The sequence below is a fragment of the Myxococcus llanfairpwllgwyngyllgogerychwyrndrobwllllantysiliogogogochensis genome, from assembly GCF_006636215.1.
In the GTDB taxonomy this organism is placed as follows: domain Bacteria; phylum Myxococcota; class Myxococcia; order Myxococcales; family Myxococcaceae; genus Myxococcus; species Myxococcus llanfairpwllgwyngyllgogerychwyrndrobwllllantysiliogogogochensis.
The window spans coordinates 37,090-59,486 of record NZ_VIFM01000032.1 but is presented as its reverse complement, the minus strand read 5'-3'; the positions used below and the strand labels follow the sequence as shown (position 1 = coordinate 59,486).

Below are 22,397 nucleotides of genomic sequence, written 5' to 3'. Positions count from 1 at the left end.
ACGAATCCCCTCGGGTCGGTGACCCGATGAGGCAAACACTGTCTTCGAGAGAGGGCTCACACGAGCTGTCGTGCCTGCTCCTGGAGCCGGACCTTGTCTTTCTTTCCTGTCGTCGTCTTCGGCAGGGCTTCACACGCGTCGATGCGCGTGGGGACCATGTAGCGGGGAAGGTAGTTGGCGCAGTGCTGTCGCAGGTCCTGCGGACTGGTGCTCGCGTTGTCGCGCAGCACGACGAACGCGCGCAGCTCATTGCCAGTGAGATCGTCCGGGAGTGTCAGCGCCGCGCTCTCCTCGACATCCGGATGGCGCAGGAGCACCTCTTCCACGGCGCTCAGTTCGATGCGGTGACCCCGGACCTTGACCATGTCATCCCTGCGGCCCAGGAAGCACAGCGCGCCGCCGCTCTCCCGGATGACGCGGTCCCCGGTCCGATAGGCGAAGGCGTGGCCCGGAATGGGCCCGAGCACCTGACGTGTGCGCTCCTCCATGCCCCAGTACCCGCTCATCAGCGTGGGGCCCGCGACGCACAGCTCCCCTTCTTCGCCAGCTCCCGCGAGGATGCCGTCATCGCGGATGACGAAGACCTCGTCCCCACAACAGACCTGGCCAATGGGCAGGGGCTCGGAGCGCGCGAGGTCCGCGGGGGTGACGAGGTGGAATGTGCAGACGTTCGTCTCGGTGGGGCCGTAGAGGTTGAGGTAGCGCGGCCTGGGCAGGGTGAGGACGAGCTGGCGCAGATACTTGAGCGGGAAGACCTCACCGGCGAAGAGCACGGTGCGCAGGTTCGGAAAGCCGTGCCGCGACAGCTCGCCCCGGGCCACCAACTGCGTGAGCACCGAGGGGACCGAGTACCAGATGGCGATGTGCTTGTACGCGATGAAGTCCGCCAGCTCGCGAGGGAAGACGGAGAGCGAGGTGGGGACGAGCACGAGTGTCGCGGCGCCCTTCGCGGTCGCGAAGACGTCGAAGACCGACAGGTCGAAGTGGAGGGGCGCGTGGCTGGAGACACGGTCCCCGGGGCGCACTCCCGCGACGCTGAAGGCCCAGTCGACGAAGGCGTGCCCGGCGCGGTGGCTGAGCATGACGCCCTTGGGCTGACCCGTGGAGCCGGAGGTGTAGAGGATGTACGCGAGGTCCTCGGGTGAGGACTCGGCGAGCGGCTCCACCGGGGCGCTGGACTGGGCTCGCACGTCGGCCCAGGTGAGAGTCACGGGGGCGCCCTGTTCCTGGGGGACGCGGAGCGTGTTCGTCGGGCGGGCCTCCACCAGGATGATGCAGCGCAGACTCTCCACGTCGCGCAGGGAGGCATGCCAGGTGGGGATGGTAATGACACCCGAGAGCGCGCAGTCCCGGGCGATGAAATTCAGCCGCCACTCGGGCGAGGCGGGGTCGATGGGGACGTAGGCGGCGCCGGCCTTCAGGATGCCGAAGAGACCGATGATGGCCTCGAGGGACTTGTCGAGGTGCAGGCCCACGCGGTCGCCCCGGCCGATGCCCTGGTTCCTGAGCGTGCGGGCCATCTGATTCGACGCCGCCTCGAGCTCTTCGTAGGAGTAGGTCCGCTCTCCGTCGATGACGGCGATCCGGGCGGAGTGGGCCCTGGCGCTGTCTTCAAGATACTGGAACAACATGGCTGTGGTTCTCCGTCACAGGCCCATGGAGCGGGCCACGAGCTCTCGCTGGAGCTCCGAGGTGCCGGAGAAAATCCGGCTCCCCAATGCGTCACGCACTTCCCGCTCCAACTCCGTCTCGGTGAGGTAGCCCAGCCCTCCGTGGAGCTGCACCGCCTCCAGGCTCGTCTGGACCCAGGACTCGCTGACGTGGAGCTTGACGAGGGAGGCTTCGAACATGGCCGAGCGGCCCTGCTGCTTGAGCCAGGCGAAGCGGTACAAGAGGCCCCGCGCCGTCTCCAGCCGCAGCTTCATCTCCACCAGCTTGCTGGAGATGGCCTGGAAGCCACCGATGGGCCTGCCGAACTGCTGGCGCTCACGGGCGCGGCGGATGCAACGCTCCAGCGTGCGCTCCATCGCCCCCAGCGCGGGCGCGAGGATGAGGCCGCGCTCGTACTCCATCATCTGCGAGAAGAGGGCAAGCCCGCCGCCCTCTTCACCCAGGCGGTTGCTCGCGGGGACCTCGCAGTCGTCGAGCCGCAGCTCGCCCATGCTCGCCGTGCGCAGGCCCATCTTCGGGACGGTGCGCTCCACGTGGAGCCCGGGCTGGCCCCTCTCCACGAGGAAGGCCGTCAGGCCGTCGCGTCCCCGTGAGGCGTCCACGGTGGCGAAGACGAGCAGGACGTCCGCCACGGGACCGTTGGTGACGAAGACCTTGCGGCCCTGGAGGACGTAGCCTTCGCCCTTGCGCGTCGCGGTGGTCTGGAGGGCGGCGACGTCGGAGCCCGCCTCGGGCTCCGTCATGGCGTGGCCCCCCAGCATCTCTCCGCGCGCGAGCGCCGGCAGGTATCGCTCCTTCTGCGCCTCCGTGCCGAAGAGCAGGATGGGGAGCGCACAGGCCCACAGGTGGGCGCCCAGCGCGAAGAGCAGCCCGTTGTCGGCGCAGCCGTACCCGAGCCCCTCCAGCGCCTGGGCGGTGATGGGCACCGGGTGCTCCGCGCCGCCATACCGGCGCGGAATGGGAAAGCCCGCGGCACCGAAGCTGGCGAGCCGGTGCCACCCTTCGCGGTTGAAGGTGCCCTCGGCGTCGAGGGTGACGACGTCGAAGGCGAGGCGCTCGCGGCCGAAGGCGACCGCCGCGGCCTTCATCCGCCGCTCGTCGGGTGTCCACGCGAAGTCCATGACGGCTCAGCCTCCGCTTCCCGTGAGCGCGGGCACGGGGGCCCGTGGACGCGGCGACATGACCTGGGCGAGCAGCTCCGGGGGGACGGTGAAGTCGTCGAACCAGCGGCCTCCGAAGGGGCGCTGGATGGGGATGATCTGATCGCTGGAGTACGAGAGGACGCGGCGGTTGTAGGAGCGGATGACGTCGCGCAGGGACGAGGGCAGGGCGCCATCCAGGGTGATGGCGCGCTCCATGTCCGCGAGCAGCTCCTGGGTGTCGGAGATGGCGGTGAGGATGCTCTGGCTGATGGCGCGAGGGAGGACTCCCGCCTGGCCCTTGGCGCGAACGAGCGCGGCGACCGCGCTGTACGTCGTGTCCTGGAGCTGCTTGCGGGACAGCCAGCGCGTCTCGTAGTTGAGGCGCCGGTGCCAGAGCGGCTCCACCATGGCCTGGCGGTGCTCTTCCAGGGTGCGGTGGAAGATGCGGTAGCCGTGCTGCTCGGGCTCGACGAAGAAGCGCGAGCCCGGGTCGAGGAAGGGGACCATGGGGCACAAAAGCGGCAGGACGCGCTGGCCCTGGAACTTCTCCATCAGCCGGATGCTGTAGTCCACCGTGTCAAAGATGGACTGCGGCGTCTGCTGGGGCATGCCGATGAAGAACCAGATCATGACGCCGGCGATGCCCGCGTCGAGGGCGCGAGGAATCCACGCCTCCATCTGCTCCATGGTGTACGTGCCGCGCCCGGCGAGCTTGCTGATGACCGGGTCATGCGACTCGGGGGACAGCATGATGTACGACTGGCTCGACTCCCCCATCTTCTTCAGCGTCTCGTCCGGGGTGAGGTGGAACTGCTCGACGAAGAGCTGGCGGTAGCCGCTCTGCTTCACGGCGTCGAGGTACTCGTGGAAGCGCGGGCGCGTCTCCGAGTAGCACTGGAGCGCGTAGATGCCCGTGGTCGCCGCGGCGGGGCCCATGGACTTCAGCTCGTCGACGATGCGCGAGTGGTCCTTGGAGATGAGCGTCTTCTTGACGCCCATGATGTTGCGATAGGCGGACCGCGAGCCGCCGCACCAGGGGCAGTCATAGGCGCAGCCGGTGTTGGGCAGCGTCATGATGAGCTTGGTGGTCGCGACGTCGTCCACGGCGTCGCGGTAGTAGGACCAGTCGACCGTGGCGTCGTTGTAGTTCGTCGCGGGCTTGTGGCTGAAGCCGGTGCGTTCCACCTGCTGGGTGCGGCGCTTGTAGAGCAGGTTGGGGATGTCCACGAGGCGCCGCTCGCCGGACTTGATGGTCTCCACCAGGCGTCGGACGGGCTCCAGCGTGTCGTAGCCCTGCACGACGATGTCGATCTCCGGATACTGGATGAGCTGCTCCGCGTAGAACGTCGCGGAGATGCCACCGCAGATGATGACCGCGTCGGGGTGGACGAGCTTGATGCGCTTGGCCAGCTCGATGGTGCCGTGGCACTGCGCCATCCAGTGCAGGTCCAACCCGAAGACCGGCGCCTCGAGCCGCCCGAGCAGCTGGTCCACGTCGAGCTCGGGGTGCTTGAGCATGAGCGCCGCGACGTTGACGATCTTCACCGACAGGTCGTGCTTGCGCAGGTGCTCCTGCATGGAGAAGAACCCGATGGGGTACATCTCGTAGATGGACGTGACGTTGACGCTGTCCGAGTCGCTGAGATAGGCGAACAGCAGGTCGTCGCGCTCACGAAAGTCATACACGCTGGGCGCGTGCAGGAGAAAGAGGTCTGCTCGTAGCGTACTGGACGACGTGCTCATGAGCAGCGTTCTCCGGGGGTGGAGCTGCGATGAAGCCTGTCTTTGAACGCCGCCGAGAATGGACGGGTGACCGGTGAAAGTCGTTCGTCCCCGGGTCTGGGACGTGCGCTTCTTTCAGGACAGTGAATTCCGGAATTCTCGCTGAATCTGAGAGCGAGGCGGCGCGCGTGAGTTGTGAGGAGGACGTGGCGTGTGCGGGGAGGGCAGGAGTGTCCGAGCGCTCACAGGTGGGATGCGGGGTCCATCGGGAGTGCGGGCCGGGGAGCGGCGGATGGCCGCGGCGCCGCCCGGACCTGTCCGACCTGCCGGGTCGACGTGCCTTGACGTGTCAGGCGCTGGCTTTGACACGTCAAAACATCTGGCTGACGCGTCAGCTTTCGGGAGGCAGTGATTGCGCGGGGATTCGTGTGGATGGGATGGATTTCGATAGGTCTCGATGTGAGCGATTGGTATAGGCCGTGTTCCCTCGAAAGGAGCCGCATGAATCGATACCTGCGTCGAGAGTTGCTCGTTCACTCTCATGTCCTTGCACGTGCCGTGGTGTCCGCCATGGCGCTCGCCCTCCTGGCTTCCTGCGCGACGAAGGGAGGCGGCGGCACTGGCGGTGCTGGCACCACCGTCTTCGTCGGGAAGATTGTCACCCTGGATGACCAGGGGACAGTCGCCGAGGCCGTCTCCGTGGATGGGCTCGGACGCATCTTGAAGGTGGGGACAGAGCAGGAGGTGACGGACGGGCTCGGCTCCGGGGTGGAGTGGGTCCGCCTGCAGCCGGAGCAGGTGCTGATGCCGGGGTTCATCGATCCGCACATGCACCTGTTGCCGACGCTGGCCCAGAACCTCCTGGGGACCCACAACCTGGCGCCCTGCCTGCCTCCGCCGTACAGGCTGGACACGCCGAAGGACTGCTCCACGCATGCGGATCTGCTGAGCGCGCTCCAGTCGATGCAGGTGAAGTCCGCTGGCGCGAACGCGGGCAAGGAGTTCGTCCTGGGGATGAACCTGGACCCGTCGCGGCAGCAGTTCGTTCGGGGCAAGTGTGGCGTGAGCGGCGAAGTGCCCTTCATGAAGCAGCCGAAGCTCTACCTCGATGCGTGTGTGAGCAAGGACCGTCCGGTCCTCATCCTGGACCAGTCGGGGCACCTGGCGTACGTGAACGAGAAGGCCTTCGAGGTCGTCTGCAAGGGGGCACGGAAGTGCAAGCCCCCCGAGTCCGTCACTGCCAACGGTGGACGGTGGGTGGAGGACGACAATGGGAACTACACGGGGCTGCTCCAGGAGTCCGCGGCCTTCGCGCCCTTCATGGCGGCGATGGAGAAGGGCCTGCCGCTGGGGCTGGCGCACTCGAATCCACGCCAGCTCGTCGAGGAGTACGAGAAGGACATCGCGCGGGGGATTCAGGACCTGCGCAGGGCCGGGCTGACGACCATCGCGGATGGAGGACTGGCGAGCGCGTCACAGGTCCAGGCCGTGAAGTTCCTCGCGGAGCAGAAGGACTTCCCGCTGCGTGTCACGGCCCTGGTGACTCACGACGCGGCGACGCAGGGGAACATCCAGCAGACGGGGCCTTCTTGCGACCCGAGCAAGGACTCACAGTGCAAGCTGCCGAAGTGGCTGGGCGCTGGGGGCATCAAGCTCTGGGTGGATGGCTCAACGCAGGGCTGCACGGCGCTGCTGGGGCCTCCCTATGTGTACCTGGCGGATGGGGGCCACTGCTCGGACGCGAAGGAGGGGGAGGCCGACTTCGCGAACGTGCAGGCCATCGTCGACGTCTTGAGCCCGCTCTGGGCGACGAAGTCCTGGCGGTTCCAACTGCATGCGAATGGCAACCTGGCCAATCAGTGGGCCATTGATGCGTTCGCGCAGCTCCAGCAGCAGCAGGTGAGCCCGCATCGGGTGCTGCTCATCCACAACACGGTGGGGCAGGAGCAGCTCTCCAAGAACATCGGCGACATGCGCAAGGGCGCCTACGTGGCTGCCGACGGGAAGACGGTGCCGAGCCTGGACGTCCGGGTGACGCACCTCATTGGCCACGTGGCGTATTGGGGGGCTGCCTTCAAGGACATGCTGGGAGAGGAGGGGGCGCGCAACCTCGACCCGATGGCGTTTGATCGCCGGTATGGAATCCCGTTCTCGATTCACAGTGACTCGATGGTGACGCCGGCTCGCCCGCTCTGGTTCGTGGAGCAGGCTGTCACTCGGCGCACGTGGGCCTATCCTGACTTCACGGAGACCTTCGTGCTCGGGCCCGAGCATGTGGTGACGGTCGAAGAGGCGCTGCGCGCGGTGACCGTGGAGCCGGCCCGGCAGCATGAGATCGACCAGTGGGTGGGCAGCATCGAGCCGGGCAAGGTGGCGGACTTCGTCGTGCTGGGGGCCAATCCACTGGACTACGACAAGGCCCGGGGCGGGGACCCCACGCAGATCAGCCGGATTCCGGTGATTCAGACGTACCTGAATGGCAGGGCGACGGTGGGAGGGAACTGACCCTGCTTCCGTGGTGCTCCTCCCGGTTTGACGGGAGGAGTGGCTGCACTGGGAATGATCTGCTTCACCTTGTTGGGGAATTTGGGTAGCAAGGGGTTCAGGGCGCCTGCACCGGGATGCAAAGCGGGGTGGGGCGAGGTAAGGTGCCGGAACTCCTGGCGCACGAGTGGCGGAACTGGCAGACGCAGCGGACTTAAAATCCGCTGGCCCGAAAGGGCCGTCCGGGTTCGATTCCCGGCTCGTGCACTTCTTTGCTCAGTCTTTATATATTGCGAGACTGAAGTCACCCCTAGCCTCTACGTGGTGCGGTGTGGAGCAAGGAATCGTACTGGCCAGTTTGCCTCGTGTGCTTCAACAGATCCGAGAATGATTGAGGCGGTTCGAACAATCACGGATAGCAGCCTTGTTCGATTCGATGTGGATGCCGCAGGAAAATGCATCTCACTCAAAATCATCAATGCATCGCAGCTCACGCCGATGTAGTGGCTTGTAGCGTGGCGCCGCATGTTGAAAGTCGACGCCACCTCATCATGCGCGGGCACTTACGGGGTTGGCATTGCGCGCATTCAATGCAGGTCGCCGGCGAAGTTTGAGAGGTATGGCTTGTGCGGCGTGCCCTCAGTCTGCTCAATGAAGCGAGCGAAGTCGTGGGCCTGCTGAAGGGCCGCGACTCGCTCGTCGGTGTGCCGGTACACCCCTGTCACAGGGGGACGCCGGGGCTCTTTCCGGGAGGGGTTCGATCTTTCCGTCACCGGGAGTGTGACCTCTCCGCTCCTCACAGCGGGGGCCTGTTGCCTCAGCGGGCCGAGCGCGTGGGCTCTTGAGTTTCCGGGCAACTGGCGATGTGGCCAGCGGACTCCCGAAGGGGTCTCTATTCGCAAAGTGCAGCGCTCACAGGATGAGCCGAGTCGAGCGTACCCATTTCTCCCGGAAAGGCTCCCATGACTCACCGAATTTTCCTGCTCGTTCTGCTCACCGCCCAGGCACTCATCGGCTGTGGCGGCGATGCGGTTTCATACTCAGCGCCGGTCGGCATCAACCTCAAGGCCAAGTCGTCCGACACGGTCAATGCCACCGTTACTTCCCAGAAGGGCATCTCGACGGAGTCGGGCAATCCCTTCAAGGTCTTCGTCGATACAGCGCGCGAGAAGTTGAATGGCCGGCAGCCATCGCGCGTTGAGCTCGCCAGCCTCACGCTCACCCTGGGCGCAGCCAGCGTGGGCGTGGCGTCGCTCGACGAGGTCTTCACCGGCCGCGTGGACATCCTCTTCCTCACAGAGGAGTCCAACAACACGTACTTCGCGGGCCATCTGGAGAACCCCACGGGAAGTGGCCCAGTGCCGTTCATCGTCGACTTTGACTCGGAGGCAATGGCGGCGGAGGACTACACGCGCTTTCTCGCAGGCAAGTTCAATGTGGTACTGCGCGGCTCGGCGGCCCCCTCCTTCACGAGTAAGGGCGCGAACGTCGACTTCCAATCGACCTTCTCCTTCACGGCTTTCGAGTAGTGGCCCGAGGCGCGTCGTTAGAGCAGTTTGACGACTGTGGGCGTCACAGGTCCCGCAACGTCCGAAACCACTTCGGGCGTGAAGCATCCAAGCAGGTCGGTGTTCAACAACGTCAATGTTCTCACGACCTGGGCCCCTTGAAACCTACCGCTTACGGCGACGCCATTCGCGACAATTATCTTCTCTCCCGCAGGCCTGGCTGAGACAACGCTGCTTCCTGTGATGACGCTGGTGGTGCTGTCATTCCAGGTGGTGGTGTGTGTGAATGAGGTGGAGGCGAAGGTGCCGCTATTGATGCTTGAGCCAAAGCCTTGTGAAGTTCCTGATGCAATTTCCAGCGGAATCCCCAGGTACGGGCCATAGGTGGTCTTCGATGTGAAAGATACCTGCTGTGGTGTATTTGTGAGACCAGGCTCGTAATGAAGGGCGCTTGTGCCTGCGCATTCCAGCGTCACTGTTTCTGCTGCTGCGACTCCCGAGGAGAGTAGCGCTACCGCAATCCCGAGGTGGTACCAGTCACTTTGTGGCGGCTTGGCGTGTTGCATTGTTGCCTCCTGTTTCGGCCGTCTGTGTCTCTTGGGGATCGGGGTCCGAGTGGGGCAGGCATGTTCAGGATGCGGCGGTTTTCGTTAAAGACAAGAGCGGGAATTTCTGCTGGATTTTGTTGGCTCAGTGCGTGTTTGCTGGGTGATAGACCTATTGTCCTGGAGGACGGTGGGGGCTCTGGCCTCCCCTGTGTTGGGGAAGAAGTGGCCTCGGCTGAGCCCTCGCGCGCGACAACTACCTTGACGCTCACCGGTAGTAGACGAGCGGCCGTGTTCCCTCCCTCCATCCGACGCTGGCCTCGGGCGAAGTGCAGTGCCTTGAGATCCGTGCCGATTTCCCGTGAGATTCGCGGGTCGACTTACGCCGGGTGGAACTCGAAGGCTTCGACGCCGACGTGATGAGTCGTTCACGTCGCTGGGTGGCTTCTCGGCGGGCCTGTCGAGGAGCCATCAAAAGACTGCCTCTGGGAGTTTGGGAATTCAATGCCGCACGAGTCCTTCAGTTTTGCGGCAAGCGCCGAAGGGGCTCTTGGATGCCCATGTTGTTAGGAATGTTGTGTGATGCTATGGTTTCCGCGTAGTCGTGACTCGAAAGGAAGGAATCGCATGGCGCGCAATGGGATTGTTGCCGTGGGACTCTCAGCGATCATTCTGTTCGGGTGTGGCGGCATTGAACCGGGCGCATCGCCGCAAGATCCGGTCAGCGATGAGGGCGCCCTGGAGTCCTGTTTGCTGTATCGCGCTGAACGAGAATCATATGCGGCTGCGTGTGCTCAATCACTTCAGTACGGACGGGAAGACTGCGCGCGTCGCGGCAGTAGCGTCAAGAGCTATGGGAAATGCACCGTCGTCAGGGTGGACGAGGGGGGCGGCTACACCGTTGATAGGTCTGTTTGTTGCGTTGACTAGCTGTTCGTACCCACGCAAAAGGAATGCTGCGGGACGCCCGCCGAAGGCGACCATTCCAAATGTGCGACTCGATTTCGCTCGTCTGAGCTGGTCGCGGCCGCCTGAATCTGCCCACGCCGCCCGCCCACTTCTCGGTGGGCGGGTTCCGACGTTCGTCCGGGATGTGTCACTGAGTATGCTTCTGCGAGACGTCAAGCACGCTCAGTCATATGCGGCGTGCTGTTAGTTTGGACTCCAGCAGCGGTACCTGACCTGAACCACGTTCGACACGTAGGTGTTGGCGTCGAGGACGCGGAACCGGATGTACTTGTCGTAGTATGTCCCGTATGTGTAGAGCCCCCACTGGCAGTAGTCACTATAGGTGGTCGAGTTGTTCCACCAGTCGTCGCCATACGGCCCATTCCCGAAGTCATCAATGATCGACCACTGGTAGGTATACGGCGCTACACCGTTACTGGCGCTGCCGGTGCAGGAGACCGCATAGGTCTGCGGGTTTCTTCCGCATCCCATGGTTGCCGTTGGAGGAGGGATGTCGAGGGCGGTGACGGTGTCTCCCGTGTCGATTCCCTCTTCCTCGGACGCAAGGGGCTCGCCACAGGCACCAAGCAAGACCCCTGCCGAAACTATCACCGCACCACGTAGAAAGTGCTTCACGATAGTCGGAACTGACATGAGGCGCTCCTGTGTGTTCAGGGTGGAAAGGCAGTCGTATATTAACTGACTTGCATGAGAGTCCTGGTTGCATGAGTGGCGAGTGTCCAGAATCGCTCAGATGAGGCTCCGTGCCCTCGATGCCGACGCGATTTCGCGGGTCGCCACGCGAACAGGTCCATCCCTAGGCTTAGGGATGTTTGTTCGCGGGCCGTCGGGGTATGTGAATGGGCAGTTGGGCGTGCCCAATGACGTGATTGGAGGATACGCAATGAAGCGCAATGGCCTATTTCGACGGGGGTTCCTGCTGGCGGCCGCACTGGCGTCAACAGGGTGCAGTGATTCTCTGGATGATGGTCAAACGCCGATCAACCTCGCCCCTCCATCACTGGCTGAGGCGCAACTGTCACTCCAGCGCATCGACCAACTCTACGAATCCGACCCGGCGGCCGCATTGGACGCCACGCAGAAGCTGCGGCCGAAGCTCGATGAACTCAACCACCTGGTTGCCCGTGTCGAGATGGCACCCGCGCACTTCGTTGAATTCTACGATGTGCAGCCCGGTGGCCTCCTCGTCGTGGAGCGCGGGCCCGTTGAGGATGGGCGTTTCCTGCGCGACCAGGAGGGGGCCGACCGCTCCGCCGTCGCGCTCTATCGCCGGCTCACGGGAGGCGCCACGCCGCCGGACGCATTGGTCCGGGCCGAATCGCGCCGGGAGGCGCCCGATGACTTCCATCTGCCTGCGTGGGATGCGGCCGTCCCGAGCCTGGACTTCTCCGAGGGATTTGCCCCGGATCCTGGTGCGCAGACGGGAGACTCTGTCACCCAGTCATGGACGAGTGACCAGGGGGCGCTTTGGCGAGATTCTGCCTGCTACAAGTGGGGAGAGTTTTTCGACTGTCTGCCCAATAGAACCGGCAATGGTGCGGCCTCCCGTAACGCCAAGACGGCGTTCATCCAGGCGGCACCCTATCGGGGGAGTTTGAGGTTGCAGCTCTCCTACGACAATGTCGCGAGAGGGGCCTGGGCCGTTTTCGCGGGGGAGATGGCGTCGTACTGGTGGCATTCCGCCAGCTATTGGGCCTGCCCGGGTGGCCAGGCCTGCGGCGTGCAGGAGTACTACATCCGAAACCATCGGTGGGATGTCTTGGACGCGGACGGTGATGGATATCACCTGACCTGGGCGTTCAGGTCGAACTGCAACTGGATCTCTTGCGACACGCCTCCCTTCTGACAAATCCCTGCCGTCCGAGAAGGCTCGGCCCTGTCGCTACCGAGCCTTCTTCTTCCCTTTCGTGGACACCTCGTCGTGATATCCCGCCACGCGCATGCCGAGTGTCTTGGCCAGATTGACCACGGAGTCCAGCGGCACACGGGTGTCCTTCAGCCGGTTGTGCGCCGGGTCCAGGAACGCTCCCTGGGTCTCCGAGAAGTCCGTCCGTGTCAGCGTGCAGCCCCGGAAGTTGCTTCCGGAGAGGTCTGTCCCCTTGAAGTCCGAGTCGGTCAGGTCCAGGTCGTAGAAGTTCACCTCGCGGGCCACGCAGCGCAGGAACTCCATCTTCCTCATGCTGAGCCCGACGAATGAGCAGTAGGACAGGCCCGAATCCACGAACGAGAACTCCGGGTTCGAGGCGATGTTGCTCCAGTCGATGCCGATCAGCTTGGAGCCCTCGAACCGGACCTCCCTGAGCGCGATCCGGCCGAATTGCGCGCGCGTGACGTTGCATCCCCGGACGACGCACGCTTCGAGGATGCTGTCCTTCCACCGGCTCTCCTGGAGCTGACAGTTCTCGAAGGTGCAGCGATAGAACTCCTTGTCGGCCAGTTCGGCGTTCTGGAGATCGAGGTTCGTGAAGGTCTCGTTCTCGAAGTACGTCTCTCGCAGCAGGCGCTGCGTTCCCTCGGCCCCGGCTCCGTCGGTCTCGCTCACAGTCCCACTATCGCCTGTTCCCGCTGACTCAACGGCGACGATGAATGGGGCGATGCCTCACCGCTTCTGGCGAGAATCAGGAGTTCGAAGTTGCATCGCACGGCCCGAGTGTGCGCAACGCGAGCCCTCCTGGATGTCGCACTGCGGACGACATTCTCCTCGACATCAGGGTTGTCGGCGCCCCCGCTCATGGGGAAGTCTCCGCTCCATGGAGAAACTCATCCCCGGCCTTCACCACTTCCAGACGGAGGTCTTTCGCTCCAAGCAGGAGCTGTACTCCCGGCTCGCCGAGGCGCAGAGCCCCGAGGTGCTCTTCATCACCTGCTCGGACTCGCGAGTCCTCCCCAACGAGCTGACCGGCGCGGGGCCGGGCGAGCTCTTCATCATCCGCAACGCGGGCAACCTCGTCCCGCCCCACGGCACCCCCAACAACGGCGAGGCGGCCACCATCGAGTACGCCGTGGCGGCCCTGGAAGTGCGCCACATCATCGTCTGCGGCCACACCCGCTGCGGCGCCATGCAGGGCCTTCTCCACCCCGAGCAGTTGGCCCGCCTCCCGGAGATGCGCGACTGGCTCCGCCACGCTGAGCCCACCCGCCGCATCCTCCAGGAGAGCTACAGCCACCTGACCGGCCCCTCCTTGCAGACCGCGGCTGTGATGGAGAACGTCCTCGTCCAGGTCGAGCACCTGCGCTCGCTGCCCGTCGTCGCCGAAGGGCTCGCACGCCGCCAGCTCAACCTCTATGCCTGGGTGTACCAGCTCGAGTCCGGCTCGGTGCATGCCTATGACCCGGAACTTGGGCAGTACGCCCCCGTGGTCGCCGTGGACGGCGACTCCGCGCGCGCCCGTGGTCGCTTCGGGCTCCGTCAGGTGTTCTGAGCGGGCCCGTACTCCCGGGTGCTAATTCCCGGGCCTGATGGTTGTTCGACACGGCTGGATTGACGTTGGAGAGGCAGGGGGCTTTCGTTGCGCCAACTCTTGAGCTGGGCCGTGATGTCCGGCCTTTGTCTGGCAATGACGGCGTCGGCGTCCGAGCGGCAGCGGGAGGTGCTCGGCCGCGCGCTGTTCTTCGATACCTCCTTGAGCGCCGATGGCCGGGTCGCCTGCATGTCTTGCCATCTGCCGGAGCGCGTCTTCTCCGACAGGGATGCTCGCTCTCTCGGCGCGCATCACCGCGTGGGCACGCGAAATGCTCCCAGCCTGCTCGATGTGGCGGATGCTCGGACGTTGTTCTGGGATGGGAGGAGGACCTCCCTGGAAGCGCTCATCCTCGACCCGCTCCTGCATCCTCAAGAGCACGCGCTGAGTTCTCCCGAGAACCTGGTGGCTCGTGTCCGTCAGCGCCATGCCGCGGCCCACGCCCTGGCTTTTCCCAACGAGGAGGTCTCCACCGGGACCATCACCCGGTCCATCGCGGCCTATGTGCGCACGCTCAAGTCCGGCCCTTCTCCGTTTGAGCGCTTCCACTTCGGCAAGGATTCCGCCGCGCTCGACGAGTCCCAGCGCCGGGGCCTCAAGCTGTTCCTGGGTCGCGCCGAGTGCGGTCGCTGCCACACCGTGGGCCCCCAGGCGGCCACCTTCACGGATGGGCGCTTCCACGCGGGCGAGCCGCGCGAGGACCTCAAGTCGCGGCTGCCCACGGTGGCTCGCGAAGTGACCCGAATGTCCGAGACCGAGCGCTTCTCCGCCGTGGCCACACGAGAGGACGTGGCCGCGCTGGGGCGCTTCGTCGTGACACTTCGCCCGGAGGACATGGGGCGCTTCCGGACGCCCAGCCTGCGCAATGCCGCCCTCACGGCGCCCTACATGCACGACGGCGGTGTTCCCTCGCTGAGCGAGGCCGTGGAGCGCGAGCTGGATTCTCGCGTCAGTCGAGGCGCCCGCCGGCCCCCGTTCACCCCTCAAGAGCGGGCCGACCTGGTGGCTTTTGTCGAGGCGCTCACCAGCACCTCGTTCTCCGAACTCACGCACACCGAGGTGATCCCGAAGCCCAGGAGTGAGCGCGCCCTCTCTGGGGAGAGGGTGACACCCTGAAGCTTCGCCCACCGATTTCGAGGCACGTTGTCAGGCGACGTGACATGACGGCTCGTCAGGACGGTGCTCCCGTCGAATGCTCGGGCTGCCTTGGCCCTTGTCAGTCCATTCCCGGCGAGTGACCTTGTCAGGAGAACCCATGTCGCGGCACGCAGAGACCACGTTCCTGAATGTCGACTTGGACCTCAAGAGTCAGTTCGGCCTGTCCAGGTTGCTGAGCGCGCTAGGCGACTCGGTCGCCCCGGTTCACGCCGAGGACGGGTTCGCGTGCCTGGAGCTCGACGAGCAACCCGAGTCGCCCGAGGAGGCGGTGATGCGTCTGGCGACCCTCATCACCCGCCTTCCCAAGGATGCGCGGGAGGAGTGGGACCGGTGTTCGGAGCGGACGCTGGATATCGGCATCCAAGCCGGCGCCACGCCGCATCAGGTGCGCTACCAGCTCCCCGTGGCGGCACTCGCCCTCGCGGTGAGCATCAACGCGGAGGTCGTCATCACGGTCTACGCGTGCGCCGAGCCGTCGCCCTGACCGCCATCACCCCGTGAGCGCCGTGCGTCGCCGGTGACGTACGGCCACGAGGAGCATGCTGGCGAACGTCACCACCAGCACGGCCATCTCCTCCAGGCTGTCGAGCGGCGCCTCGTTCTCGTTGATGAGCGCCAGGCTCAACAGGCACAGCACCAGGTGGACACTGAAAACGGGAAGCGACGCGCTCCCCAGCAGCACCAGCACCCGCGGCTTCAGCCAGTGATAGACGCGCGGTGAGCCCCGGTCCGCGAGCACCGCCAGCGCCAGGAAGTTCACCAGTCGCAGCGGCGCCAGCGTCCACTTGTCCAGGAGCACGGGCAGGCGCGTGAGCAACACGAAGGGCTCCACCTCGTACCGCGCCAGCAGGAACATCAGGCCCACCACCCACGCGCCCCCCAGCAGCACCGAGGATGCGCGTCCCTGAGGCGCCTTCGTCCTGGCCCGCTGGCTCCCCGTCCACACGCCCAGCACCCAGAGAAACTGCCAGGCGAACAAGTCGAACGCCCCGGACTGGTCAATCTTGATGGGCAGCCACGTGAGGTCTCCCATCCATGTGTACAGCGCGCGCTTCAATCCGAGCTGCGCCCAGAGCCACACGAGTCCACTCAGGCACAGCACCTTCGCCCAGCCCGCCTCGCGCGCCGCGAGCAGCACGAACGGCGTCAGGAACAGCAGCACGACATACAGCGGCAGGATGTCGAGCAGCGGCGGGCAGTACAGCAGGACGAGGCTGCTCAGCAGCGCTGTGAGCGGCTCCTGGTGGTAGAAGTCGAGCAGGTTGCGGATGGCGGGCCGGTTCGCCAGCCACCCCATCGTGCCGATGACGGTGAAGGCGAAGAGCAACAGCCCGACATGGTGCGCGTAGACCTTCAGCGCCCGACTTCGCAGGCTCGCCCACAGGCGCACGGGTGTGTCCCAGCTCTTCGCGTGCGAGCCCCCCACGAGGAACGCCGACAGGAACACGAACCCCTCGGCCGCCGACACGAAGCCGAACGGCTGACTGCTGTACGCGTTCAGCCGCGTGGGCAGGTGCGTCAGCGTCATCAAGACGAGAAGCAGTCCCCGCAAGGCATCCAGCTCGGGTCGGCGTGGCATGGAGACGTCGAGCGTCCGGGCGCGGAAGGGCGGGCGCCCTCGGCCCGTTACGGCGCGCCCAGCTCCTGCTCCAGGAACCCGCGCAATGCGTCCGGTCGCCGCAGCGCGGTGTCTCGCATGAACTGGACGTCCTCACGCCAGCGCTCCATCGAGGTCGGGTACCGCCACCGCCCGATGTGCTCGGGCAGCTCGGGCTCGAGCCGCGCCGCCGCCGCGTCGAGAAACGCGACGACTCGCTCCGGCGCGAAGGTGTTCTCCAGGTGCCAGCGGAAGCGGGCGATGAACAGCCCCTTGAAGTCGGGCGACTTCAGCAGGCTCCGCAGCAGCACCACGAAGGGCTCGCCGAGGCGCTCGTCATGCAGGAGCCGTCCCAGCGAGTTGAACTCCGGCCCCGCGAAGAACGAGGCGTCCAGGTCGTACAGCAGCCAGCGCCAGCGACCGTCCCCGGCTCCCGTCGCGCCGTTCCCCGCGCGATTGCGCCAGAACTTGACGTTGTTGTCCGGCCAGTCCTCGTTGCCGAAGTAGAGCTGCGCGACGTGGTAGTCGATGAAGTCCTCCACATCCATGCGCTCCACGACGTGTGCATAGTGCTCGGGGACGGACAGGTCGTGCTCCCGCACGTACGTCAGCAGCTCCGTGTACGGAAGGCTGTCCTCCGGCTCCCCCGTGTCGAGGTCGCCGGCGTTCTCCAGGATGACGATGTCCTTCCGGTTCAGCCCATGGTGGCTCGCCAGGTAATACTCGTCATAGCGCTCGCGCAGCTCATGCAGCCCCCAGTACTCGCCATTGAGGAACACCACCGTGGGCCGACAGGCCTGGAGGGCCAGCGTCGTGTCGCGCAGCAGGCCCTGGAAGACGCAGTCCTTGAGCTTGGTGTATTGCTGGTCCTGTCCCGAGGTGCGGACCATCAGGCGCTTGAAGTCGCGCAGCGGATGGCCCGGGAAGATGTCGGCGTGGAACAGCTCGGGGCCATAGTCTTCCTTGGCATACAGCCGCAGGCTCTTCTGCGGCAGCGCCGCGCTCCCCGAGCCGTGGATGCGCACCCCCGCGTTCTGGGCAATCACAGGCGTGCCCGCTTCTTCGAACCACTCGACGTGGACCGGGCGCTCCCAATCCTTGCCATCCTGCATGTAATTGCCGGTGCCCCACCCCTCGAACCCACCAGGCGTCTCCTCGTAGACGCGGCCCGGGACATAGATTCCGCGGACGGCGTCGAAGAAGTTCTCCGCGTCCGTCACCAGTGACAGGACGGGCAGCGTGTAGGGCCGCTGGCCGATGAGATACGTGCGCGCCTGCCCCGTCTCCACCGGCGTCTCACCCGCGAACCGCTGCACTCGCACCACCGTGCCGAGCGTCACGGGCAGGGTGGGTGGCTTCCAGCGCCAATCCTCGGGCGAAACCTCGGGGTTGGTCCGGATGAGGCTGAGCGGCGCGGGCTGCCCGCTCCGATTCATCAGCGCCAGGGGGGCCGTGTAGACGGGAGAGGAGGGCCCCGGAGTCGAACCATCCAGGGTGTAGCGCGTCGTCGTGTCAGGTGACGTGGGCAGCGTGAGGAGCGCCTCGGATGCATACAGGCTCTCCGGCGACGTGAAGCTCAAGCGCTGGAAGTCGAGCCGGGTGCGGTTCTCCGTCCCGGTGTCGTGATAGGCGATGACCTCCAGGGCCTCGCTCGCGTGACTCGGCTGCCAGGGAATGCTCCACCGACCCTCTCCCTCCAGCACCGCCTCACCGAGGAGCATCGAACCCTCGTAGACCTCTACCCGGACGACGCCCGCATCGACCCGGAAGCCGCCGCGCAGGACGTGCTGCTCGTTGTCCATGGCGTCGATGGTGAGGCCGACCGGATGGGGCGCCTCCTCCACCTGCTCACCGGGCTCCTGCTCCTCACGAGGCGTGTCCCGACAGGCACCGAGCGACAGCATGAGCAGGGCGAGCGCCCCAGAGAGCGTCCATCTCCCGGGTGGGGTGAGGCTGCGCGGGCGCGCCAGGGCACGGCGCCCCGGGACTTCGGGAGAAAACGACTCATTCATGTTCGGGGCACGGTGGTGGGGGGCCAGGGGCGACAAGCACCACGCGGCCACTCAGCAATACTCGTGCCTCAAACTATCTCCCTGAATTCACGGAGTGGTGTCGGGAGGGCGTGGCAGTGTGCCACGCTGGGGATGGCGGATTGCCATGGCTGCTGCTCACTCGAGCGAGGGTGGGACTTGCGATGACGGAGCCGAGACCCCGGCACTGTGCGACGTGTGGGCGCGCGCTGAGCCCCCGCGAGGTGTACTACCGCTTCAACCTGGTGCTGGAGGGTGAGCAGGACCTGCTCGACTCCGGTGACGAGCCCGGAGACGGGGAGCGGGACGCCCTCGCGGAGCTGGTCCAACGGCTGGAGGAAGGGCCCGAGGACGCCCGCGAGTTGGAAGACCAGGTCCACTGGGAGCGCGCGGGCGTGGTGTGCGGAGCGTGTCGCATCGTGGTGGTGCGCATGCTCGATGCGGGCCCGGGGACGCCTCGACCGCACTGACGTCCCGGGCCCTACGACGAGACTTCACAAGCGTGCTTCAGCGGCCCCGGCGCGCCACGGAGAAGGCGAGGTCGTCGTGGTCCAACCACATCCCGGGCTCGCAACTGGCGTGGGAGGGATTGGTTCCGAGCACGCCCCGAATCGCCTGGAGTCCTCCGTCGGGCAGGGTGAAGGTGGTGGACAGCTCATGTTCACCGGGGACCTCGACCTGGAGCCTCGCGACGTGTGTCCATTGAGGGGTGCGTGCGTCTGGGGCGTGAAAGAGATTCACCTCCTCCAGGAACGGCACGAAGCCAAAGACAGTCGCCGTGAGCGTCACCTGCCTGCCCGCGGTGAGGGGGCCGCCATCCTGGCTGGTGATGCGCAGGCCCTCCAGCGTCGCGGTGACGAGATAGGTGCCCTCTTCTCCATCCGGGCAGCTGCCGCCGAGCGTGTTGGGCGCATGGGGTTCCGGACCGACGCCTCCCATTCCCCGGACGAGCTGCCCGGTGTCGCACGAGGCCGTGAGCGCGGTGCATCGGGGGGCGAGGAGCGTCGAGTCGTAGTCGGCGATGCCAGGGTTGCGCACCGTCACCGTCACGGGCGCGGTCCGGTGGGCCTTGAGCGCCGTGTCATAGGCGCGGACCTCCAGGGTGGTGGGGCCATTGAGTTCCTGTCGCGTGTCCCAGGCGAAGTCGAAGGGGCGGGTGTCGTCGCTGGCGAGGAGCACTCCGTTGACCCAGAGGTCCACGCGGCGGATGGCGACGTCATCCCAGGCCAGCACATGCACGCGCGGCGTGTCTCGGACCGTGGTTCCCGGTAGAGGGGTCAGCAGGTGCGCCCAGGGGCGGTGGTCATCGCGAGGGGAGGGGGCGAGGCGGGCCTGGAGCAGCAGGTTGGGTGAGCGCGGCCCGGCCTCCTTCACCCGTCCCGGAATGGCGGCGCCCGCGAGTGCCGCCATCACCTGCGTCGGAGTGGCGGTGGGGTGAGCCTCCAGATAGAGCGCGGCGACGCCCGCGACGTGCGGTGTGGCCATCGACGTACCGGAGAGCACCTCGGTCGCACTGTCGTCGGCGATGCCCGCGGAGATGATTTCGTCACCCGGCGCGAACAGGTCGATGCAGGCGCCGTAGTTGGAGAACCACGCCTTCCTGTCCGCGAGGTTGGTGGCGCCCACGGTGAGGGCTTCCGGCGTACGAGCCGGTGACCCACCGCATGCGTCGCCGCTGCGATTGCCCGCCGCCACCACCGTGGTGATGCCCGCTGCCACGGCATTGCGGACCGCGAGGTCCAGCGCCTCCGAGGGCTCCATGCCCAGACTGAGGTTGGCGACGGCGGGAGACTCATGGTGGGCGGTGACCCAGTCGATGCCCTCGATGATTCCAGAGACGGTGCCCTCTCCACCGCAGTCCAGGACGCGCACGGGATGCAGCGTCACCGCCCTGGCCACGCCCCACGTCGAACCGCCGAGCGTTCCCGCGACATGGGTGCCATGGCCGTCGCAGTCCTCCGCGCCGCCGTTGGGGTCCACTCCGTCGAAGCCCGCTCCCAGGCGCCCCAGGAACTGCGTGTGCGTCGAGCGGATGCCCGTGTCGATGACATAGGCGTGGACGCCCGCGCCGCCGTGCGTGGGCTGGTAGAGGCCATCGAGGGGGAGGTCTTCCTGGTCCACGCGGTCCAGGCCCCAGGAGTCCGTCCTCGGCTCCGCGTGCAGGCGCACCCAGGCGTCCTGTTCGACGAGCGCGACGCGTGCATCCGCGCGCAGTGCCGCCACGCTCGCTTCATCGAGCTCGGCCGCGAAGCCCTGGAGCGCATGGGCATACGTGCGACTCACCTTCGCCGCGTGGGCACTGGCGACGCTCAGTACGTGCTCGCGCGCCTTCTGGGGCAGGAGCATGCCTTGGGTCGCGGGTGGCTTGAGCACGACGATGTAGTGGTGAGGGACGCGCCGTGTCCCGGTGCGCTGGGATGTGGCGGCCTGGGGCGAGAGGTCGGTCGGGTTCGTGCAGCCGCCGAGGACAAACGCTGACAGGACAAGGGACAGGGGTGTGGTGGAACGGAACTTCATGGGTGTGGGCCTGAGAGTGGGCCGACCCCTCTTCCGGGCACAGGGGGGCTCGGAGCGAGGTGGCGTCATGGTGAGCCCGCTTGGACGCCGAAGGCCTTCGAGTTGATCAATCCCCGCCTCAGGTTTCTGAGCAGGCTGGGGGAAATCAGGGTGTGCCTGTCAGCGTTCCGGATTGCGCGCCGAGTGACAGCTCGCTGGCACCATCATTGCTGTTGAAAGAGGCTCACTCGATGGGAGCCTTCATGGACTCGAATCAACTGCGCCAGCTCTTCGCGAAGGCCCTGCGAGCCTCGTTGGCTTCCCCCTTGTTGCTGGCCGGTTGCGGCGGCCTGGACCTGAAGGGCTACTCGCCTCCCGTGTGTGAGGACGATTGGAAGCTCGCGATGAGTGGCCTGTCTCCGGCGACCCAGCCGGACCTGGTGCAGCTCCGCCGGAGCCAGGACACCGGGGATGGGAGCAGCAACCCGCGCCTCCATACGGTGCTGTCGTCTTCGGGCACGGCTTGCGCGACGGCGTCCCAGCCCGCGACGTGTCAGGCGGAGCTCGCCGCCCTGGCCCCTCAGGAGGGCTTTCGCTCCGTCTGCAACTTGTTCTGCGAGTCGTACTACCTGGCGACCACGGAAGGCGACACGGTGGCGGCCAAGACTTCGTTGGAGGCACTCATCGGCTTCCTGGGCGCCATCGACACGCCCCAGGAAGCCCTGCTGCGTGTCTTCGCTGACGGTTACACCCTGAGCTGCACCACGCTGGAGCGGGGGGCGGTGAAGGCGAACGGCGATGGCAGCTTCAACGTCGTCGCGACCCAGGGCTTCGCCTGCGGAGAGGGGACCCAGGAGACGCAGTTCGTCCTGGGGGTGTCGGCTTCGGGCGAGGTGGTCGAGAAGGAACGCGACGTCCTGAAGCGTGGCGACAAGGGCTGTTCAGTGGGACGTCGGCCCGCGGGACTCCAGTCGGAAGGCTTCGTCGAGTGCGCGGATGCCGTGGGGCGGCACCTGGCCCTCATCGCGCACCTGGAGGCGGCCTCCATCCAGGCGTTCCTACGGCTGCGCGCGGAGCTGGCGCTGCACGGCGCGGACCTCTCGCTCCAGGACGCGGCGCTTCGCAGCGCGATGGACGAGGTGATGCACACGGAGGTCTGCGGACATCTGGCCCGGAAGTACGGTGCGACGCCGGAGCGGCCCCAGGTGGCGTCGCTTCCGCCCAGGCCGCTCGCGGAGGTGATGCTCGACAACGCGGTGGAGGGCTGCGTGCGCGAGACGTACGGCGCGCTGGTCGCCCACCATCAGGCCCTGCACGCGGAGGACTCCGAGGTGCGCGAGGCCATGGCGCGCATCGCCGAGGATGAGACGCGGCACGCCGACCTGTCGTGGGCCATTGACCGCTGGGCGAGCACGCGTCTCCCCGAAAGCGAGCGGACAGCCGTGCGTGAGGCTCGGCTGCGCGCCATCGAGGCCCTGCGCGCGGAGGTGGCCGAACCGACGGACTCCGCGCTCATCCGTGAACTCGGCCTGCCCGCGCCCGAGGTCGCCGTGGCCCTGGTGGACACGCTCACTCGCGAGCTCTGGAACTGAGACCTTCTTTGCGACAGGAATA

Annotated in this window: 17 protein-coding genes and 1 tRNA gene; 9 read left to right on the top strand and 9 right to left on the bottom strand. The window is 66.1% G+C overall.

The window, feature by feature from the left end; translation table 11 throughout:
* Positions 1-56: 56 nt before the first annotated feature.
* Genes FJV41_RS10925 through FJV41_RS10915 form a run of 3 tightly spaced genes read right to left on the bottom strand, consistent with a single transcriptional unit; the run spans position 57 to position 4,556 of the window.
* A complete protein-coding gene (locus FJV41_RS10925; RefSeq protein ID WP_141642386.1) occupies positions 57-1,631 on the bottom strand; it encodes an amino acid adenylation domain-containing protein in 1,575 nt (524 codons plus the stop codon).
* Positions 1,632-1,646: 15 nt separating this feature from the next.
* The gene (locus FJV41_RS10920) at positions 1,647-2,792 is read right to left on the bottom strand and encodes an acyl-CoA dehydrogenase family protein (RefSeq protein WP_141642385.1); all 1,146 of its coding nucleotides are present in this window, start codon (positions 2,790-2,792) and stop codon (positions 1,647-1,649) included.
* Between the two features lie 6 nt (positions 2,793-2,798).
* Positions 2,799-4,556: a B12-binding domain-containing radical SAM protein gene (locus tag FJV41_RS10915; RefSeq protein WP_141642384.1), complete on the bottom strand. Its 1,758-nt coding sequence runs from the start codon at positions 4,554-4,556 to the stop codon at positions 2,799-2,801.
* 549 nt (positions 4,557-5,105) lie between these two features.
* On the opposite strand from FJV41_RS10915, the gene FJV41_RS10910 reads away from it, so the two are divergent.
* From FJV41_RS10910 to FJV41_RS10900, 3 genes are all read left to right on the top strand, one after another.
* Complete coding sequence (locus FJV41_RS10910; protein WP_246137144.1) at positions 5,106-7,040, top strand: amidohydrolase; 1,935 nt, start codon at positions 5,106-5,108, stop codon at positions 7,038-7,040.
* Between the two features lie 160 nt (positions 7,041-7,200).
* Positions 7,201-7,286, top strand: a tRNA-Leu gene (locus tag FJV41_RS10905).
* A 695-nt stretch (positions 7,287-7,981) separates the two neighbouring features.
* Entirely contained in the window at positions 7,982-8,548 is a 567-nt protein-coding gene (locus tag FJV41_RS10900) for a hypothetical protein (protein WP_141642382.1), read from the top strand.
* A gap of 17 nt (positions 8,549-8,565) precedes the next feature.
* Here FJV41_RS10900 and FJV41_RS10895 read toward each other — a convergent pair whose 3' ends face one another.
* Together FJV41_RS10895 and FJV41_RS10890 are read right to left on the bottom strand one after the other, a co-directional pair.
* A complete protein-coding gene (locus tag FJV41_RS10895) occupies positions 8,566-9,093 on the bottom strand; it encodes a hypothetical protein (protein ID WP_141642381.1) in 528 nt (175 codons plus the stop codon).
* Between the two features lie 1,131 nt (positions 9,094-10,224).
* Positions 10,225-10,674 carry a hypothetical protein gene (locus FJV41_RS10890; protein WP_141642380.1) on the bottom strand — a complete coding sequence of 150 codons (450 nt, stop codon included), beginning with the start codon at positions 10,672-10,674 and terminating at the stop codon, positions 10,225-10,227.
* A 250-nt stretch (positions 10,675-10,924) separates the two neighbouring features.
* On the opposite strand from FJV41_RS10890, the gene FJV41_RS10885 reads away from it, so the two are divergent.
* Positions 10,925-11,887, top strand: a complete 963-nt coding sequence (locus FJV41_RS10885; protein ID WP_141642379.1) for a hypothetical protein — start codon at positions 10,925-10,927, stop codon at positions 11,885-11,887.
* A gap of 36 nt (positions 11,888-11,923) precedes the next feature.
* Here FJV41_RS10885 and FJV41_RS10880 read toward each other — a convergent pair whose 3' ends face one another.
* A complete protein-coding gene (locus tag FJV41_RS10880) occupies positions 11,924-12,583 on the bottom strand; it encodes a pentapeptide repeat-containing protein (RefSeq protein ID WP_141642378.1) in 660 nt (219 codons plus the stop codon).
* Positions 12,584-12,791: 208 nt separating this feature from the next.
* Here FJV41_RS10880 and FJV41_RS10875 point away from each other — a divergent pair, with 208 nt between their 5' ends.
* The 3 genes from FJV41_RS10875 to FJV41_RS10865 all read left to right on the top strand — a co-directional run bounded on the left by FJV41_RS10875 (position 12,792) and on the right by FJV41_RS10865 (position 15,144).
* On the top strand, positions 12,792-13,463 hold the full coding sequence (locus tag FJV41_RS10875; protein WP_141642377.1) for a carbonic anhydrase: 672 nt from the start codon (positions 12,792-12,794) through the stop codon (positions 13,461-13,463).
* A 114-nt stretch (positions 13,464-13,577) separates the two neighbouring features.
* Positions 13,578-14,618, top strand: a complete 1,041-nt coding sequence (locus FJV41_RS10870) for a cytochrome-c peroxidase (protein WP_220137849.1) — start codon at positions 13,578-13,580, stop codon at positions 14,616-14,618.
* 139 nt (positions 14,619-14,757) lie between these two features.
* Positions 14,758-15,144 carry a hypothetical protein gene (locus FJV41_RS10865; protein ID WP_141642375.1) on the top strand — a complete coding sequence of 129 codons (387 nt, stop codon included), beginning with the start codon at positions 14,758-14,760 and terminating at the stop codon, positions 15,142-15,144.
* A 6-nt stretch (positions 15,145-15,150) separates the two neighbouring features.
* On the opposite strand, the gene opgC is transcribed toward FJV41_RS10865, so the two are convergent.
* Both opgC and FJV41_RS10855 read right to left on the bottom strand, forming a co-directional pair.
* A complete protein-coding gene (opgC, locus tag FJV41_RS10860; protein WP_141642374.1) occupies positions 15,151-16,239 on the bottom strand; it encodes an OpgC domain-containing protein in 1,089 nt (362 codons plus the stop codon).
* Between the two features lie 47 nt (positions 16,240-16,286).
* A complete protein-coding gene (locus tag FJV41_RS10855; protein WP_141642373.1) occupies positions 16,287-18,269 on the bottom strand; it encodes a CotH kinase family protein in 1,983 nt (660 codons plus the stop codon).
* A 182-nt stretch (positions 18,270-18,451) separates the two neighbouring features.
* Between FJV41_RS10855 and FJV41_RS10850 the strand changes: the two genes are divergently transcribed.
* Positions 18,452-18,757, top strand: coding sequence for a hypothetical protein (locus FJV41_RS10850; RefSeq protein WP_141642372.1), 306 nt, complete (start codon positions 18,452-18,454; stop codon positions 18,755-18,757).
* Positions 18,758-18,794: 37 nt separating this feature from the next.
* Here FJV41_RS10850 and FJV41_RS10845 read toward each other — a convergent pair whose 3' ends face one another.
* On the bottom strand, positions 18,795-20,804 hold the full coding sequence (locus FJV41_RS10845; protein WP_141642371.1) for a S8 family serine peptidase: 2,010 nt from the start codon (positions 20,802-20,804) through the stop codon (positions 18,795-18,797).
* A 242-nt stretch (positions 20,805-21,046) separates the two neighbouring features.
* Between FJV41_RS10845 and FJV41_RS10840 the strand changes: the two genes are divergently transcribed.
* Positions 21,047-22,375, top strand: coding sequence for a ferritin-like domain-containing protein (locus tag FJV41_RS10840; protein WP_141642370.1), 1,329 nt, complete (start codon positions 21,047-21,049; stop codon positions 22,373-22,375).
* The last annotated feature ends 22 nt before the right edge of the window (positions 22,376-22,397 follow it).